This is a genomic window from Paenibacillus sp. 276b (assembly GCF_900107875.1).
Lineage (GTDB): Bacteria > Bacillota > Bacilli > Paenibacillales > Paenibacillaceae > Paenibacillus > Paenibacillus marchantiae.
This window is the reverse complement of the sequence record NZ_FNRR01000001.1, coordinates 1,260,773-1,277,094: the sequence shown is the minus strand read 5'-3', so window position 1 is coordinate 1,277,094 and position 16,322 is coordinate 1,260,773. Positions and strand designations below refer to the sequence as shown.

Annotated in this window: 15 protein-coding genes; 2 read left to right on the top strand and 13 right to left on the bottom strand. The window is 41.8% G+C overall.

The window, feature by feature from the left end:
- Positions 1–101: 101 nt before the first annotated feature.
- Both csaA and BLV50_RS05500 read right to left on the bottom strand, forming a co-directional pair.
- On the bottom strand, positions 102–434 hold the full coding sequence (csaA, locus tag BLV50_RS05505; protein WP_079696036.1) for a chaperone CsaA: 333 nt from the start codon (positions 432–434) through the stop codon (positions 102–104).
- Positions 435–485: 51 nt separating this feature from the next.
- Positions 486–1,307: a DMT family transporter gene (locus BLV50_RS05500; protein WP_256337927.1), complete on the bottom strand. Its 822-nt coding sequence runs from the start codon at positions 1,305–1,307 to the stop codon at positions 486–488.
- 242 nt (positions 1,308–1,549) lie between these two features.
- Between BLV50_RS05500 and BLV50_RS05495 the strand changes: the two genes are divergently transcribed.
- A complete protein-coding gene (locus BLV50_RS05495; RefSeq protein ID WP_063564987.1) occupies positions 1,550–2,455 on the top strand; it encodes an AraC family transcriptional regulator in 906 nt (301 codons plus the stop codon).
- A gap of 66 nt (positions 2,456–2,521) precedes the next feature.
- On the opposite strand, the gene BLV50_RS05490 is transcribed toward BLV50_RS05495, so the two are convergent.
- The 7 genes from BLV50_RS05490 to BLV50_RS05465 all read right to left on the bottom strand — a co-directional run bounded on the left by BLV50_RS05490 (position 2,522) and on the right by BLV50_RS05465 (position 8,808).
- Entirely contained in the window at positions 2,522–3,514 is a 993-nt protein-coding gene (locus BLV50_RS05490; protein ID WP_063564988.1) for an aldo/keto reductase, read from the bottom strand.
- A 230-nt stretch (positions 3,515–3,744) separates the two neighbouring features.
- Positions 3,745–4,653: an AraC family transcriptional regulator gene (locus tag BLV50_RS05485; protein ID WP_090806335.1), complete on the bottom strand. Its 909-nt coding sequence runs from the start codon at positions 4,651–4,653 to the stop codon at positions 3,745–3,747.
- Positions 4,654–4,728: 75 nt separating this feature from the next.
- A complete protein-coding gene (locus BLV50_RS33305) occupies positions 4,729–5,109 on the bottom strand; it encodes an SDR family NAD(P)-dependent oxidoreductase (protein WP_256337859.1) in 381 nt (126 codons plus the stop codon).
- On the bottom strand, positions 5,106–5,408 hold the full coding sequence (locus tag BLV50_RS33300; protein ID WP_256337858.1) for an SDR family NAD(P)-dependent oxidoreductase: 303 nt from the start codon (positions 5,406–5,408) through the stop codon (positions 5,106–5,108). The genes BLV50_RS33305 and BLV50_RS33300 overlap by 4 nt, the downstream gene beginning before the upstream one ends.
- A gap of 256 nt (positions 5,409–5,664) precedes the next feature.
- Positions 5,665–6,666 (bottom strand): LacI family DNA-binding transcriptional regulator, encoded by a 1,002-nt coding sequence (locus BLV50_RS05475; RefSeq protein WP_063564991.1) that lies wholly within the window; start codon positions 6,664–6,666, stop codon positions 5,665–5,667.
- Positions 6,667–6,800: 134 nt separating this feature from the next.
- On the bottom strand, positions 6,801–7,787 hold the full coding sequence (locus BLV50_RS05470) for a Gfo/Idh/MocA family protein (protein WP_090806333.1): 987 nt from the start codon (positions 7,785–7,787) through the stop codon (positions 6,801–6,803).
- A 1-nt stretch (position 7,788) separates the two neighbouring features.
- Entirely contained in the window at positions 7,789–8,808 is a 1,020-nt protein-coding gene (locus tag BLV50_RS05465; RefSeq protein WP_090806332.1) for a Gfo/Idh/MocA family oxidoreductase, read from the bottom strand.
- Positions 8,809–8,988: 180 nt separating this feature from the next.
- On the opposite strand from BLV50_RS05465, the gene BLV50_RS05460 reads away from it, so the two are divergent.
- Positions 8,989–9,840: a MurR/RpiR family transcriptional regulator gene (locus BLV50_RS05460; protein ID WP_072732862.1), complete on the top strand. Its 852-nt coding sequence runs from the start codon at positions 8,989–8,991 to the stop codon at positions 9,838–9,840.
- A gap of 87 nt (positions 9,841–9,927) precedes the next feature.
- Here BLV50_RS05460 and BLV50_RS05455 read toward each other — a convergent pair whose 3' ends face one another.
- The 4 genes from BLV50_RS05455 to BLV50_RS05440 form a co-directional block, all read right to left on the bottom strand.
- Entirely contained in the window at positions 9,928–10,656 is a 729-nt protein-coding gene (locus BLV50_RS05455) for an amino acid ABC transporter ATP-binding protein (RefSeq protein WP_072732861.1), read from the bottom strand.
- Positions 10,649–12,094, bottom strand: coding sequence for an amino acid ABC transporter substrate-binding protein/permease (locus BLV50_RS05450; RefSeq protein WP_090806330.1), 1,446 nt, complete (start codon positions 12,092–12,094; stop codon positions 10,649–10,651). Before BLV50_RS05450 ends, BLV50_RS05455 begins: the two co-directional genes overlap by 8 nt.
- Positions 12,095–12,439: 345 nt before the next feature.
- Positions 12,440–14,581: a M1 family metallopeptidase gene (locus tag BLV50_RS05445; protein ID WP_090806328.1), complete on the bottom strand. Its 2,142-nt coding sequence runs from the start codon at positions 14,579–14,581 to the stop codon at positions 12,440–12,442.
- A gap of 264 nt (positions 14,582–14,845) precedes the next feature.
- Positions 14,846–16,231, bottom strand: a complete 1,386-nt coding sequence (locus BLV50_RS05440; protein WP_090806326.1) for an MFS transporter — start codon at positions 16,229–16,231, stop codon at positions 14,846–14,848.
- Positions 16,232–16,322: the final 91 nt, after the last annotated feature.

Here is a 16,322-nt window from a genome sequence, read left to right as displayed (position 1 = left end):
CCGATAGGCCAACTCGATTTGGTTGATATTTTCTTCAAAGTCAATCACCTCGATAGCCATCTTACCCGTTGTCTGTTACGCCAATATGACAAAACGAGCTATTATCCAATCGGAGTTCCATCGGGCAGTTTGATATCTGGTTTTAACAGAACGACATCCCCTTTATCGGGTATTCCTCCCAGAACCAATACTTCTGATTTAAACCCGGCTATCCGGCGCGGTGGAAAGTTGACTACCCCTATGATTTGTTTCCCGATCAGTTCCTCGGCTGCATATCTTTTAGTAATTTGTGCACTAGAATTTTTTATTCCAATGTCTTGTCCAAAATCAATCTCAAGTTTGATCGCCGGCACTTTCGCTTCTGCAAAAAACTCAGCTTTTGTAACGGTTCCGACGCGAATATCCAGTTTCAAAAAATCATCAATGGTAGCCATATATATTCTCCTCTTCTACTTGTCTTATAGTTGTAGTTGTGTAAATTCACGTCAAGTTCGAACTTCAGAAACGGTGTATCGCCAGGATTTTGCCCAAAAATATCCCCCCATGCCGAGTACAGTCATCATCCCGCCTATAAACTGAAACAGAGAGATGGTCTCTCCCAGAAATACAAAGGCGAGTATGATGGCAAGAACAGGCTCTCCAATAATACCCACAGATAAAGTCGTTGCGCCTAAAGATTTCAATAATAGATTAACTAGTAATTGTCCAAAGATGGTTGGAATTATGGCAAGCAACAAGAAATACATCCAATCTGAAGTGTTATATCCGGTCAGGGAGATATGATTGAATAGACTGTAGATAAGCAAGACACTTCCCGCAAGGAAGAAAACAATAACGCTGTACACATTTGCATTGATTTTATGACTTACTTTTTGTCCAGCAAGCATATATGCCGAAACCGCGATTGTACCTAATAAAGATAATCCATCTCCGATCAGTGCCTCTCTTGACACCCCGATGTCGCCCCATGCGATAATGACTGATCCTGCAAGAGCAGTGACCATGCATAGGATGGTAACCATGTTTGCTCGTTCCTTGAAGATGAAGTATGACCCGACCATTACAAATAAGGGCTGCAACGATAAAATGACCATGGAACTTGCAACAGAGGTATGCACCAATGACTCCATCCAAAATAAGAAATGTAACCCGAGAAAGAGTCCGGCTAACAACACAACACTCCAATCATTTTTGTTCATCTTAAGGTTTCGAAGACTTTTCCAAGGTACAAAAGGAAGCATTAGTATTACGGTTATGAACAATCTGTACATCCCAGCTACAGAGGTTGGCGTCTCTGAGGACTTTATCAATATGGAAGAGATTGAGATGGACAAAATGCTGATAAATAGCAGCATGTACGGATGAGGCGGATACAACGATTTATTCATTTCTAAACTTGCTCCTTCAACATGTTCTATCCAAATTCTGTGCACAGGATTATAGTGATAAAACAAAGATTGGATATAATAATATCATCGTTAATGTTTTAATTGTGTAATAATATCGCTATATTATATATAAATATCATCATTCGAAAGGACACATTTAAATGTCAAAGCAGCTTCACGAGACGATTCTTTTTCCTGATGCTTCATTTCCATATATTATGTACACGGCTAATTCCGAGAAAATTATTCCTGAAGGTAGGGGATTTAATGACCTGCATTGGCATGAAGAGCTACAGATTACATTGGTTACTCAAGGAAGGTTAGTTATACAGGTAAACGGTGTTGATCATGAGCTATTGGCTGGTCAAGCTATCCTAATTAATAAGGGAGTTCTGCATGTTACGACGCATCTGACCCACAACGGACAATATGTGAGCTTTAATTTCCCTGAAAAGCTATTAGCCTTCTACGCGGATAGTGCCATGGAGAAAAATTATGTATTACCTTATACGGACTCTGCCCTGGTTTCGCTAGTAATCAAGGGCGATGTAGAATGGCAACAGATTGTGCTAGATATGTTATGGGATATGAAAAAGAGATTTGATATGAAAAAAAAATGGGGATGGGAATATGAGGTTTCCATCAAAACCGTACAATTGTGGTTAATTTTGATTCATAATATTACGCTTTCCTCCGAGGAGGCGCCCAAATATGTAAAACTTCAGCAAGAGCGCCTTCAACTCATGCTCAGCTTTATCCATCAGCAGTATTCAACGAATATTACCCTGCAAGAAATTGCTGATACAGCACATCTGAGCATCTCGGAGTGCACACGGAGTTTTAAGAAGACCATTCATATGACACCGTATGATTACTTAATTAAGTACCGGATCAAAAAGAGCATGGAGTTATTAATTTCAACCGATTATACAGTAACTGAAATAGCTCATAGGGTTGGTTTTAACCATGTAAATAACTTCATTCAGTCTTTCAAAAAACATCAAAACCAAACGCCTAAGGGTTTTCGGAATTCGAGTAATGAGATCAAACAACAAAGAAAGAATTAGTCTGTTTTCTCTGTTGTTCTGCTCAAAAAAACCAATCCGCTTTCCGGATTGGTTCTTCTTCTTACATTACTTAAATCCAACATTAAGTCCATATACCGGATGAGGTACATACGGCTCTTCCAAGCGCGCCATTTCTTCTGATGTTAATGCAATCGACAGAGCTTCAGCTGCATTTTCGAGATGGGATGTCTTCGTAGCGCCAATTATCGGAGCCGTAACCGGATTCTTGTGCAGCAACCAGGCAAGAGCGATTTGTACACGGGGAACGCCGCGTTTTTCGGCGATTTCTGCAACCCGCTCTACCACCAATTGATCGGTGCTGGCTGTCGCATCGTATTTGGCCTTTTGAACCTGATCCGTCTCGGAACGTTGTGTTGTTTCCTGCCAATCCCTGGTCAACCGGCCAGAAGCAAGTGGGCTGTAAGGAATTACTCCGATTTTCTCTTCCTGACAAAGAGGCATCATTTCCCTTTCCTCTTCACGGTAGATCAGGTTATAGTGGTTCTGCATCGATACAAAGCGGGTCCATCCATTTCTCTCGGCAACATACAAAGCCTTTTGGAATTGCCACGCTGACATGGCAGATGCACCAATATATCTTGCCTTCCCTGCCTTCACCACATCATGTAATGCTTCCATGGTCTCTTCAATAGGGGTATGGTTGTCCCAGCGGTGAATTTGATACAAATCCACATAGTCCGTTCCCAGCCTCTTGAGGCTCTTGTCGATCTCACTCATAATTGCCTTTCGAGAAAGTCCGGCGCCATTCGGACCATCATGCATGCGGGAAAAGACTTTTGTTGCAAGGACAATTTCATCTCGATTAGCGTAGTCCTTGAGAGCCCGACCGAGGATTTCCTCACTTGTTCCGCCTGCATATACATTTGCTGTATCAAAGAAATTAATACCTAACTCCAAGGCTTTCTGAATGACGGGACGACTATTCTCTTCATCCAGCACCCATTGATGAAATCCATGCCCTGGTTCACCAAATCCCATGCAGCCAAGACAAAGTCGAGATACTTCCATGCCTGTATTTCCTAATTTCACATATTCCATTGGTTAATCCTCCTCAGACATTTAGGTTGAGACAACGTTGTAACGCATGAGACAACAATAACAAGAAAATAGATGCATTTCTTTGCTGCTAAGCTCATTGGATTTGTTTATTTAGCTCATTTGTCTCAAATAATGAAAAAAAGCGTTTCACGATATTTTATCGCGAAGCGCTTTACTCAACAGTGGTACATAGTCACTTATGCTTAAAGTATGGACCGATTAAGCTGGCTTTATGTTGTTTTTCCCTCGCTTCGTTTGCATTGCTGTCTAAACTCCGAGGGCGGAAGCCCGACCTGAAGCTTAAACACTTTGGAAAAATGAGCAACGTTTTCGAAACCTGTTGAGAAACAGACATCGGTAACGGACAGAGACGTCTCGGCCAACAGTTTCTTGGCTTTATCCAGCCTCTGATTACGAATCCATTTCAAGGGTGAAGTGTGGTAGAGGGCCTGAAAATCCCTTTTGAAGGTAGACAGGCTTTTGCCGGACAAATAAGCCAGATCACTTATGGAGATGGGATTGGTGATATTCTCCTCCATTATTTTGCCGAAGTTACTGTTTTTATCATGATTCGGTAGCAGAAGTTGGTGTAAGAAATGATCGTTGGCCTGCGCCAGATGAAACAGGAGTTCCATGAATTTGAGGCGGATCAGACCGTCTTTTACCTCATCCGGATTTTCGAAATAGGGTTTCAATGACGCTATATAAGAGCGAGTGAGTTCATTGACCGGAATAATGGACACCGGCATGATTTCATTCACGGTATCCGTCGGTTTGAAGCCAGAAAACTGAATAAACTCCGCAAGCATATTTTCGTTCAGGAAAAACATCATATAGTCCAGTATGAACTCCGATCCTTGTTCACCCGACTTTATGTAATCAATGCGAATTGATTTGTGAAGAAACACCATTTCATTACTGCGTACAGTGTACTCCTGATCCATGAATCGAACCGTGTAGATGCCTGATATAACGAACAACAACATATGATCTTTCAGAAAATACGAGCCTGTTGTCCCTTGTGTGTGTAAACAGAATTGAATGACGGATAACCCATTCTGCTTTAAGCTTCCTTGTTTGTCTGGTGCACGTTCCAGTCCTTGTGGTGCTTTGATTATCTTCCCGTTTCTCATGGACATGAATAGTCCCGCCTTTTTAGCTTTTAATAATAGAATAACAGGAAACGGAATTCAATGCATTTTGGGCTCTCTAACCTACGTTAGTGCTCTAACAACTTCTCCACTGGAGCCGTTTTCCGTCAAGGAAGCGAGATTAACAATTTTATCAACAACTGAATCCGGTTCCTTCTCACCCCTTGGATTTTGTTCAGTTCTCAAATTGCCCGGATCGAACATATTAACCAATATTCCATGTTTTGCTTCCTCAATTGCTATCGTTCTCATTAATGCCTCCAGCCCGGCTTTGGCAGCTGAATATGCCCCGAATCCCGGATAGTTCAGATTGGCCATTATGGAAGTAATGGATACAATGCGTCCATACTGCTGAGCTCTCATGATTGGAAGAAATGTTTTGGTCACTAAAAATGGACTATATAAATTGAGGCGGATGTTATCATCCCATGTTTCCAATGTCATATCATGAATGGGGATGTGCGCACCTGTACCCCCTGCGCGTTGTTGATCAATACGTCTATCCGTCCTGTCTGCTCCAGCACTTGGTCACGGAGGCGCTGAACGTCATCCTGATCCGTTATATCCGCAGGAATGATCAAAGATTGGCCTCCTGAGTTTTTTATGATCTGTGCCACGTCCTGCAATTTTTCTTTTCGACGTCCAACTAAAACAACTTGTGCTCCCTCTTCAGCCAGTTTTATCGCCACAGCTTTACCAAGGCCGGTTCCTGCACCTGTAACAATGACTACTTTATTCTTCATCAATACCATCTTCAATCCATCCTCTCAGATTGTTATTATGAAGCGAACAATTTGAACCATTATCTAAAATGGCGTACTTAAAGGATAAGAGGAGAGTTCTCCACTTAACCTCTATTAAATATTAAACGGAGAGTTCTCCTCTTGTCAACATTGTGACTTTAAGACAAGTGTCAGATATGGCGAATGTGATGGATGGTTTCTACAAAAAGAAAAACAGCCCCGTGATTAGGGCTGTTCATTGAAAATGTATGTGCACTCATCGTTCAGAAAGGATCATCTGCGAAACAGAGTCACGTTCGACACACTGTATATTGATCCTGTAAGTAGACTCAACAGCCTCTCCTTTTAACATTTGAATGAGTACATGTCCAGCAAAGGAGCCTGCGTCTGTTTTGGGTTGTCGAAAAGTCGTAAGAGGTGGATTTAAGTATTCGGATACATGTATGTTGTCAAATCCAATAATGGATAGATCTTCGGGTATGGAGACCTGATGTTCTTTAAAAGCCTCTAAGCCTCCAATGGCCATTTCATCATTCGCAAAAAAGACTGCCGTTGGAAGCTCTCCCTCCATTAGCAACTTGGCTGCGTTGTAGCCACCTGTTTTCAGAAATTGGCCGCCAAGTCTCCAATTCTCATTCTCTTCCACCCCTGCTTCATGCATAGCTCTCAGATAACCCTGATATCGCATCAGATTACAATCCGAACTTAAAGGCCCGCTAATATAGGCTATTGCGCGGTGACCTTTATCCAGAAGAAAACGGGTTGCCATATAACCACCTTGCTCATCATCCATCAGAACATTTACAATATGCTCACTATGGAGTTCCCGGTCCATCACTACAATAGGAAATCCCGTTTCGGCAGCCTGCAACAACAACTCATCTTCAATATTTTCAGCGATTACAATCACGCCGTCCAGCCTTCTCTCCCTGATAAAGCGTGCAGCTGTCGATCGCTCTCCGCCTAAAGAGCTGCATACGATCAAGTCGTATCCCTGACTTATGGCGCTGGATTCAATCCCACTCACCAAGTCTGAAAAATAGGGGACGGACATATCATGAACAATAACACCAATCGTTTGTGTGTTTTTTCGCTTTAATTCGGATGCGGCTCCATGCTTGATGTAATTAAGCTCACTTGCTGCTGCAAGTACTTTCTGTCTTGTGTGCTCACTTACATGTTTTTTGCCGTTGAGTACATAGGACACGGTTGAACTCGCGACACCCGCTAACTTTGCTACGTCTTTAATCGTTATCATTAAATACTCCCCAAGAAGACTGTTATTGGTTCACTGACACATGAATTCTTATATCTTTCACCGCATTTTAACACAGTCATCTTGGGAAGTGCACAAAAAGTTACAATACAATCATTCTGAAATTTCAAAATATATTATCGATCAGGTCCAAATACAAGATTGGCAGATTGTTTGGCTTGTTCAATAACCTCCATCACCTTCTCGCTATGCTCAAGCATAGCTGTGACTTTCTCCAGATCTTGTTCACGAATCATACGCTCGAATTCAACAAACTCGTCATACATGCGATGAGGATGATCCTTAATATCTACCCGAATCGGCGTTTCCTTATGAAGCGCAAGATCAAAGGATTCACATTTGTTGGCCGAGCTCGTCATATGGATATATCCTTTATTCCCTTGGATGTTCATTGCATTGGGGGCTGTGCTGTCTTTGGAGCCTATGCAAACACACTTGAACTCACCGTAGTCCAAAAGCAACATGCCTGAAGTGTCAATTCCGCGTTCCACGTTGGCCCAGTATTCCACCTTCTTCGGGCTTCCGAAAAGCCCTACGACCAGATGAATATTATACAAATTAATATCCATCAAGGCTCCACCAGACATTTCCGGATTAAATGCTGGCAGCACTTCTCCAGCCTGAAAAGCCTCATAGCGGGATGAATATTGGGAATAGTTACACTCCACAATTTTGATGTCACCCAGTTTACGCAGATTCTCCTTCATAGACAAATAGTTCTTCAAATATTGGTTTGTGATGGCTTCGACCAACACTAGCTGTTTTTGCCGTGCAATCTCTTTAAGTTCAAGAAATTCTTGCAGGTTGGAAGTGAACGGCTTCTCACAGATAACATGTTTGCCGCCCAATAACGCTTCTTTGGCATATGCATAATGAAGATGATTCGGAAGCCCGATATAGATCGTATCCACTTCATCATTCGTAATCATTTCGCTATATTCTAAATGTATTCGAGCAATTCCATACTGCTCTTGCAGAGTCAGCAATTTATCCAGATGACTAGGTCTGGAACATATGGCCTCCAAGGTAATCGCTGGAATTTCATGAATAAAGCTCAATAGATCCTTTACAATCATTCCAGTTCCGACAATTCCGAGTTTCATATTAGTTACACTCCTCCATACCTTTTTCTAATATTTCCATAACCGCGATCGTTTCTTGGTCTTGAATCACTTTTTCTTTGCCATGGTTGATGGCTTCATAGATATCGTCGTACACTCTTGCATAATCGCCTTGTTCAGAAGTTACTTTTTCTTCATGATAGATTCCTTCTTCATCCAGATACGTCAGTACGCCATAGTGCTGAGGCATATCCTTACCAAAATCGGGATGTCCTTTGGGAAGGTAAAATAACTTCAGATGTTCCTCTTGACGATCCTCAGTTTGTTTTACGAATACCCCCTTTTTGCCGTATACTACAAAACTCGGGCGTGGCTTTAAGCGGAAAAAGCTGGATTTGACTGATACTTTCAGCGAAGAATAATAAAAGTCTAGATCGAAATAATCATTCATTCTGCCAGGACCCAGCAATTGACGAACATCGTAATGTATCTTGTCCGGTTGCCCGAAATAGGATAATACCTGATCAATGGTGTGAACACCGTGCCCGTATAAATAACTTTTGTATTTGGAAAAATGGGTGGTAGCATTCGGAATCTCCGGTCGATAATAATCGTAATGCATCTCCACTTCCAGCAAATCGCCAAGCTTTCCTGATTCAATCACTTTCTTGGTCGTCAGAAAATCCGAGTCATATCGTCGGTTCTGATAACATTGAATCAAGAGATTTTTTTCTTTGGCGTATTGGAAAATGGATTCGGCTTCTTCTTTGGTCAGCATAAAAGGTTTTTCAACAAGTACATGTTTTCCGTGATCAAGTGCCCTCTTTGCATACTCATAATGGGATTCGGTATGTGTACAGACCACGACCAACTGAATGTCATCGTCATTCATTAAAGCTGCAAGATCATCTGTATACAGAACACCAGGAGCCTTCTCCCACTCTGTTTTCTCCGGATGACGGGCGTATATCGTTTTTACTTTCAAATGATCCCGATTCAATGAAAAAGGAAGATGATAACGATTTGTACTTTTGCCATTGCCAATATAACCGATGGTTAACATATGAATTCCCCCTTAGGCTCTTTTTCATTTATTATAGAAGAAGAAAATCCTCCGGAGGAGCTTTGAAGAAATTACGGTACATTTGACCAATAATTCGTATTTCGGATGCCCTCTCTTTAAACAAAATGTTTACTGGACGCTCTACATCAACGTTATTTCAATGAATCCGGGGTGAACCTGTTGAAAATATTGACCCAATTAACAGACATGAACAACTTTACACCAAATGAAAAAAGCATTGCTTCTTATATTCTGACTCATAAGGAGCTAATGCTTCACTTGAATATTCAAGAGCTTGCCAAAGCTACATACACGTCACATTCTGCCATCAATCGATTGACTCATAAGCTTGGACTTTCGGGGTTTAAGGAGTTCAGCATTAAGCTTGCTCGAGAGTTTCAACAAGATGCTCAGAACATCTCCAATATCGATCCCAATTATCCGTTCGCTCTCGGTGAATCTTCACTCCAGGTGGCAAAAGATATAGCTGAACTAATGAAAGAAACGATTGAGAAAAACTTTGCTTTTATGGATGAAGCCTCTCTAACAGAAGCAGCCCATTTGCTCGATCAGGCGAAACGAATCTTCATCTATGCGTTGGGGGATTCTCAGATTCGCGCGAAGAGCTTTCAGAATAAATTGATTAAAATCAATAAATACGTCGTGATCACAACAGAGCTATCTGAATGGGCCTACCACACCATAAATCTTACCCCACAGGATTGCGCCATTTTTTTGACCTATCATGAAAAATCGCCCATTTTCCTAAAGGCAGCCCAACATTTCTCGCGTGAAAAAATTCCATTTATTACGATTACCGCGAATCATCAAAGTGAGTTGGCCAAAATGAGCACGATCTGTATCCAGGTGCCGAATGACGAAACAAAACATGCAAAGATCGGTACATTTTCATCACAAATTGCCTTTGACTACGTATTAAACGTGATTTATTCCTGTATTTTTCAAATTGACTACGCCAATAACATGCAAATGACTACTTATTCGTTGAAGAATTTCAATTTGGATGAGTGATATGAGAGGTCCGGGTGTAGAACCAGGTAATTACAACATACCAAAAAACCTTCAAGAACGAAGCCTTGAAGGCTTTTTGGTATGGTTTTAGAGTACTTTCTCCAGGAAGCTGATCGTTCGTTCATTTTTTGGATTTCCGAATATTTCATCAGGCGTGCCCTGTTCTACAACATATCCACCGTCCATGAAGACAACCCGATCCGCAACTTCACGGGCAAACCCCATTTCATGGGTCACGATGATCATCGTCATACCTTCGCTCGCAAGATCCTTCATTACACCAAGGACTTCGCCTACCATCTCGGGGTCGAGTGCCGAAGTTGGTTCATCGAATAACATTACGTCCGGATTCATGGCAAGCGCACGGGCGATCGCTACGCGTTGTTTTTGTCCGCCCGAAAGTTGGTTGGGATAGCTGTCTGCTTTATCCGACAAACCAACCCGATCAAGTAAACGAAGTGCCGTATCACGTGCTTCCTGTTCTTTTAAAATCCCAAGTTCTCTGGGTGCAAACATGATATTTTTGAGCACGCTGAAATGAGGAAACAGGTTAAAATGCTGAAATACCATACCTATGTTCTCGCGAGCTTTGTTAATGTTCGTTTTGGGATCATTTAGATCCCGATCATCTACGATAACCCGTCCAGCTGTGATCTCATCTAACTGGTTAATGCAGCGCAAAAACGTACTTTTACCTGAACCTGAAGGTCCAATGACACAGACAACTTCACCTTCGTTGACCGATATATCGATGCCCTTCAACACATGATTCGTGCCAAAACTTTTCTTTAATCCTTCAACGTTAATTTTACCCACGACGAACCCTCACCTCCAGGTAGTCAGCAATTTTAGTCAATGTGATGATAACAATCAGGTACATAATCGCAACGGTCAACCAAATATCGAAAGAGGCGAATGTTCTTGCGATGACAATCTTACCGGATTGCGTCAACTCCACCAAGCCAATGACGGACAAGATCGACGTATCTTTCAATGTTATAACCATCTGATTAATAAATGAAGGAATCATAACCCGTATGGCCTGAGGGATTACGATTTTTATCATGGCTTTGCGATAAGGAAGTCCCAATGAACGGGCTGCTTCCATCTGTCCACGATCAATCGATTGAATACCCCCGCGAATAATTTCGGTCACGTAAGCCCCTGCATTCAAACTTAGAGTCAGAATAGCGGCAAGGAACAGTGGCATGGTGAAGCCCATGGCCTGAGGAATCCCGAAATAAATAAAGAATGCTAGGACGATCAACGGTATCCCGCGGAAAATATCCACAAATACGGTAGCAACAACACGAAAGAACTTATTTTGACCCACTTTCATAAAAGCAAAAATCAAGCCGATGATAAAGGCGAAAAACAGCGAAATAATCGTATACAAGAGTGTTTTCCCCATACCTTTGAACAGCACAGGTAGAGATTTCTGAACTAATTCCCAACGACCCTGGTTTGCGACAGTGGCATTCTCGCCAACATATTCCTCGGTAATGCGCTTAAATTCACCATTAGCCTTGATATTCACTAATCCTTCATTAAACATCTTTAGGAGTTCTTGATTCTTCCCCTTGCTTACCGCAAATCCATAGGAAGCTCCGTCTTCTCTATCGGTAACGGTTTTCAAACCGTTATTCTGTTTTATCCCAAATTTTAGGACAGGTTCATCTTCAAAACATGCAACCGAGTTTCCAGTTTTCACATCATCATACATTTGCGAAGAATCATCGAATGGAACAATGGTAAAACCATATTTTGAGGCGATGGATTCAGCAAAGGTGTACCCTTCTGTGCCTGTTTTCACAGCGACCTTTTTACCGCGGAGATCTTCGTAGCTTTTTACGGTATCGTTATTTATGCTAACACCCATTACGACGCCTGATTGATAATACGGCTCTGAAAAATCAAACTTTTGTTTGCGTTCATCCGTGATACTCATCCCGGCAATGACGCCATCCACCTGATTGGACTCAAGAGCTTGCACAGCCGCATTAAATCCCAGGGCTTTGATTTGATAATTAAAGTTCTGGTCTTTGGCGATCGCATCCAGCAAATCCATATCGATGCCTACATAATCCCCGTTTTCATCTTGATATTCAAACGGTGCAAATGTGATGTCCGTACCGATCACATAGGTTTTACCTGAATTGGAGTTTGCATTGGCATCCCCCGACCATCCGGATAACCCCGCCACTAGGAGCAGAATTAGTGATAGTACAAAAAATGAGACCTTGGTTGTTTTCATATGTCCTCCTCATCTCGGTGTTCTCCGAATCCTAATCATTTTCTTGTCATTGATGTTACTGTCGTACATTTTTAGGTGTCTTTGCACATTATATTGTTATTATTTGCAGTATATTAACAATCAATGCTTTCCCTAACATTCTTCACTTTCCTCCGCAACGTTTTATTTGACATCCATTTAAAGATCCACGTTATATTTACCCTTCAGGACTACTTTTAAAAACCTAAATTGAACTTAAATAAAAAAAGTCGCCATATAGGCGACTCTATAACAGACAAAATGATGATCTTCCGATGACAATTGCCAAGGTATTTAATCTTTCTTTATAAGAATGAACACTTCGGGTTATTCCTCAGCGAATAATTTTGAAAGTGGATTTTCCACTTTTTTATCCAGGGTTACCTTGCCCGTCTTGTCCAATATATAGTACTGATAATAAGCGCTGCTGAATCCAATGGATTGCTGCATCTTCATCATAAATGGTTCAAGACTCCCGCTGCTCAGATGATCTTCATTCCAGAAGTAGTGCAGCATCAAACGATTTTGATTATAAGGGTGTTTGATCACATAGGCTCCAGCAGCAGACGGTTGGTTCATAGTCGTTTTCCATTTAAACCCGATATGGGTAGCACGGTCTATAATGCTGGATTTTAATGCTTGTACAAAACCATTTGATTTGGCGTTGCCAAGTACAATCAGGTTGCTGGTAGCCAGTTCCTTTTTCATTTTTTGCTTCAATTCCTGCCGGTCCCGAATCAGGTCATACTTCACTCCGCTTAAATCCAAAAGAGTTGTCAGTTGGTTCACCATGGCTTCCTGCTGTTTGTTCGCTGCCTTGCTCACCTGATCACTGAGCACAATGGCTAATGGCTCACCTTGAAGAGCTTTATCCATCACACGGCTCATCGTTTCAAAAGGTAAATTCGGAACCTGAGTTAATGCTGTTTCATACAACGATTGAAACTGATCATGCAGATATGCCGTTTTCTCCTCGTTCGACAGTTGATATTCGGGCTTCAGCATAAAATTAGGCTCATATAAAGCCGTCTTCATATCATCTCGCGCCTCTTTCCCCAGTACATCTTCTATCGTTTGCAGAAGTCCGTCAATCGTAGCGTTTTGGTACACATAGCGTTTAAAATACTCTTTCATAAAGGCATCGAATTTCTCTTCCCCGACGGAACGGTACAATTGATATATCGCTTGACGGCCTTTATCGTAATAAACTGGGCTTGCCCAATCTCCCACCTCGTCATTAGTTGAAGCAATGGCCTTATCCACAGTGGAATCGTCAAATTGGATGGACTTGAACCCATTCATCGTATCCCCCTGCTTCTCAGAAAAATACACTTTGGAGAAATCTGCAAATCCTTCGTCCAGGAAAGACTCTGTCTCCGAGTTATTCCCGATTAACGCATGAAACCACTGGTGCGCGATTTCATGCACAAATACGGTGTCCTGTTCTGGAGCAGAATTTATTCCGATTTGCCCCATTTGGATAAGCCTTGAATACTCGATAGCTACACCTTCTACATATGATTCAACAATCCGAAATTCAGGATAAGGATATTTACCGTATTTATCACTGAAAAAATCAATGGCTTTGAATGCTTGATCAACATACCCATCAACGATTTTTTTCTTACCTGGCTGGTTGTCAAAATAATAATACTCTACGGTGAGGCCATTCCGGGTTACGCTGTCCACTTTGAAGTTTGGGCTGGCAAAGAAAGCAAACTCCCTCGTATTCTCGGCTACGGTGGATACCACTTTGCGTCCAGTCTCTGCATCATCCCGTGTAGTTATCGTACCAGGCATAACTACCTGATATTGATCGGGAACATTGAACTGAACTTCATAATCCGCGGAAGTATAATAATCCGTTTCAAATGTTTTACTATAAGGTTTGCTATCCCATTCATGCTTGGCCTCATCATAGACTGACATTACAGGGAACCAATGAGCCCCATTGATAATATCTTTGTAATACGATAACCGCTGTGAGCCATAGGGAATCTTCAGATTAAAATGGACTTGAACCGACACGGATTCACCAGGCTGAAGGGCTTGCTCTAATTTCACCGACATAGCTTGGTCTTTATTACCGAAATCAAGGGTTTTTCCGCCGGTCGTCACCTTCTCAATATCAATTCCTCCAAGAAAGTCTTCCGGTTTCTTATCAAGGTTATTTTTGCTAATCTCTTCATTGGAATGTTTAAACATGGTCGTCTGCGTCGATTCCGAAAGGTTGGCATCAGCATAAGTATGAAAAACCAGTTGCTTCAATGTATCTTTACTTGTATTTCGGTAAGTAATGGATTCACTCCCCTCTATGGTCATCTTCTTCTCATCCAGCCGTGCTTGAATTTGATATTGGATAGGCACTTGAGCCTGAATATCTTTTGTGGCCTGTGAAATAGCAGATACAGGAGCTGCATTAGCGGCAGCACTACCCGTACTTATGATTGGGCATGCGGTCAGAATCATAGCGAGTGCGCTGATGGCTGTTATTCTGATTCGATTTGATGTGTATGAACGTGAATGATTGATATAAATCTCTCCCTCGAATGATTTTTGAAGCTCAGAGGCAAGTATAGAAGATCAACCTTACACTGGATTAATGCGTATCTTAAATTTCGTTTAAAAAAAGAAGCTGTTTGTATTAAATGAGCACGCTATATCGGATTGTCTCCGCTTCAATTTCGAAAGCAATATATGACTACGTAATGATGTGAATTATGAGATTCGACACTATAACGTCTGCGTTGCCGATGATTTCTGGCGTCGTAAGGTCATCATGATTAAAGATGCAGCTAATACCGTCAGGATGATTCCGAGCATTTGAAATCCTATAAAACTGAATGTGTCTCCCATGACAATTCCAATCAACAACGATGACAAAATGGTCCCCAGATATCTCGATGTATTAAAAATACCTGAAGCGACACCGATCATATCTTTGGGTGTGCTCTTAAACAAAGCCGCCTGCATACCAACACTGTTGAGCCCATTACTTATACCAAATACAGCTAAGGGCAAGATGACATTCACCACTGGTGAAGTCTTATCCAATGCCACAATCAAGATGGACCCGAACGTCATTAACACCGCTGAAACGATCAAAGCTGGCCGTGTACCTGATTTGTCAATCCAGCGTCCGGCAAAAGGAGAACTGATGAGTGAACATAAACCGAGGGTTAGCATCATTAGTCCTGTATGAACTTCGTTCAGATGGCGTACCTGCTGTAAATAAGATGGCACACCAAAAAACAGAGCGTAAAACAGAGTGTTAACCAGCATAAATTGTACATTAACCCAGGTCATTTCAGGATATTTGGCAAATACTTTCAGCGGAATAAAAGGGGAGGCTGTTTTCAATTCATGTCGTATAAAACTTGCTAATGCAAGCAAACCGATCCCCCCTGCCATAAGGTGCCAAGTTAAAAGATGTCCGGTTGATTTAACGGAAAGCACGCTCATTAGCAGAGTCACCAATGCGACTGTGAACAAGAGTATGCCTGGCGCATCAATCAGCAGGAACCATTTCTTCATGGACATGTCACCATGGTTGGTTTTGAGGGTCGTTTCTTTGGGAATGGTTTTCCAGGCGAATATAAAGCTTGCGATCACCAATGGAATATTCACTAGAAAAATACTTTGCCAATCCCACCAATGGATCAATACACCGCCAATAAAAGGGCCTATCGCGGCTGCACCGGACAGGAACATCGCAAGGATAGACAGGGCAGCAGCCTGCTTCTCAGTAACGTGGATTCTTACAATCGCCATTCCGACGGCTACCATCATGCTTGTGCCAACAGATTGAATGATCCGGAATACGATAAGCCAAGAAAAGTCCGGAGATAACGGAGCTAACATGGAGGAACCAGAGACAACAACCAGACCGATAAGGAATATCTTTCTAAGGCCGAACAGATCACTGCACTTGCCCATGACCGGTTGAGCCACAGCACTTGCAATGTAAAAGGAAAAAATAATCCATGACACGGTCGTAACATCAAGTATAAACTCCTGTTGTAATCTTGCAATTGCTATAGATATCATGGAGGAATTGAGCGGATTCAGCATGATTCCCAAGCCCACAGATATCATTAACCATATATTTCGAGCATTCATTATGTATATCCCTCCTTCTTCTGTTGTCATCTTAATGGAATCCCTTTATTTATTCCAACGCATTTTATGTTATGATTTGATGAACTAAAAG

Bases quoted from the DNA above. Each gene is read 5' to 3' on its own strand.
- csaA (WP_079696036.1), bottom strand. From the start codon at position 434: ATGGCTACCATTGATGATTTTTTGAAACTGGATATTCGCGTCGGAACC.
- BLV50_RS05495 (WP_063564987.1), top strand. From the start codon at position 1,550: ATGTCAAAGCAGCTTCACGAGACGATTCTTTTTCCTGATGCTTCATTT.
- BLV50_RS05490 (WP_063564988.1), bottom strand. From the start codon at position 3,514: ATGGAATATGTGAAATTAGGAAATACAGGCATGGAAGTATCTCGACTT.
- BLV50_RS05485 (WP_090806335.1), bottom strand. From the start codon at position 4,653: ATGTCCATGAGAAACGGGAAGATAATCAAAGCACCACAAGGACTGGAA.
- BLV50_RS33305 (WP_256337859.1), bottom strand. From the start codon at position 5,109: ATGACATTGGAAACATGGGATGATAACATCCGCCTCAATTTATATAGT.
- BLV50_RS33300 (WP_256337858.1), bottom strand. From the start codon at position 5,408: ATGAAGAATAAAGTAGTCATTGTTACAGGTGCAGGAACCGGCCTTGGT.
- BLV50_RS05475 (WP_063564991.1), bottom strand. From the start codon at position 6,666: ATGATAACGATTAAAGACGTAGCAAAGTTAGCGGGTGTCGCGAGTTCA.
- BLV50_RS05470 (WP_090806333.1), bottom strand. From the start codon at position 7,787: ATGAAACTCGGAATTGTCGGAACTGGAATGATTGTAAAGGATCTATTG.
- BLV50_RS05465 (WP_090806332.1), bottom strand. From the start codon at position 8,808: ATGTTAACCATCGGTTATATTGGCAATGGCAAAAGTACAAATCGTTAT.
- BLV50_RS05450 (WP_090806330.1), bottom strand. From the start codon at position 12,094: ATGAAAACAACCAAGGTCTCATTTTTTGTACTATCACTAATTCTGCTC.
- BLV50_RS05445 (WP_090806328.1), bottom strand. From the start codon at position 14,581: ATGATTCTGACCGCATGCCCAATCATAAGTACGGGTAGTGCTGCCGCT.
- BLV50_RS05440 (WP_090806326.1), bottom strand. From the start codon at position 16,231: ATGAATGCTCGAAATATATGGTTAATGATATCTGTGGGCTTGGGAATC.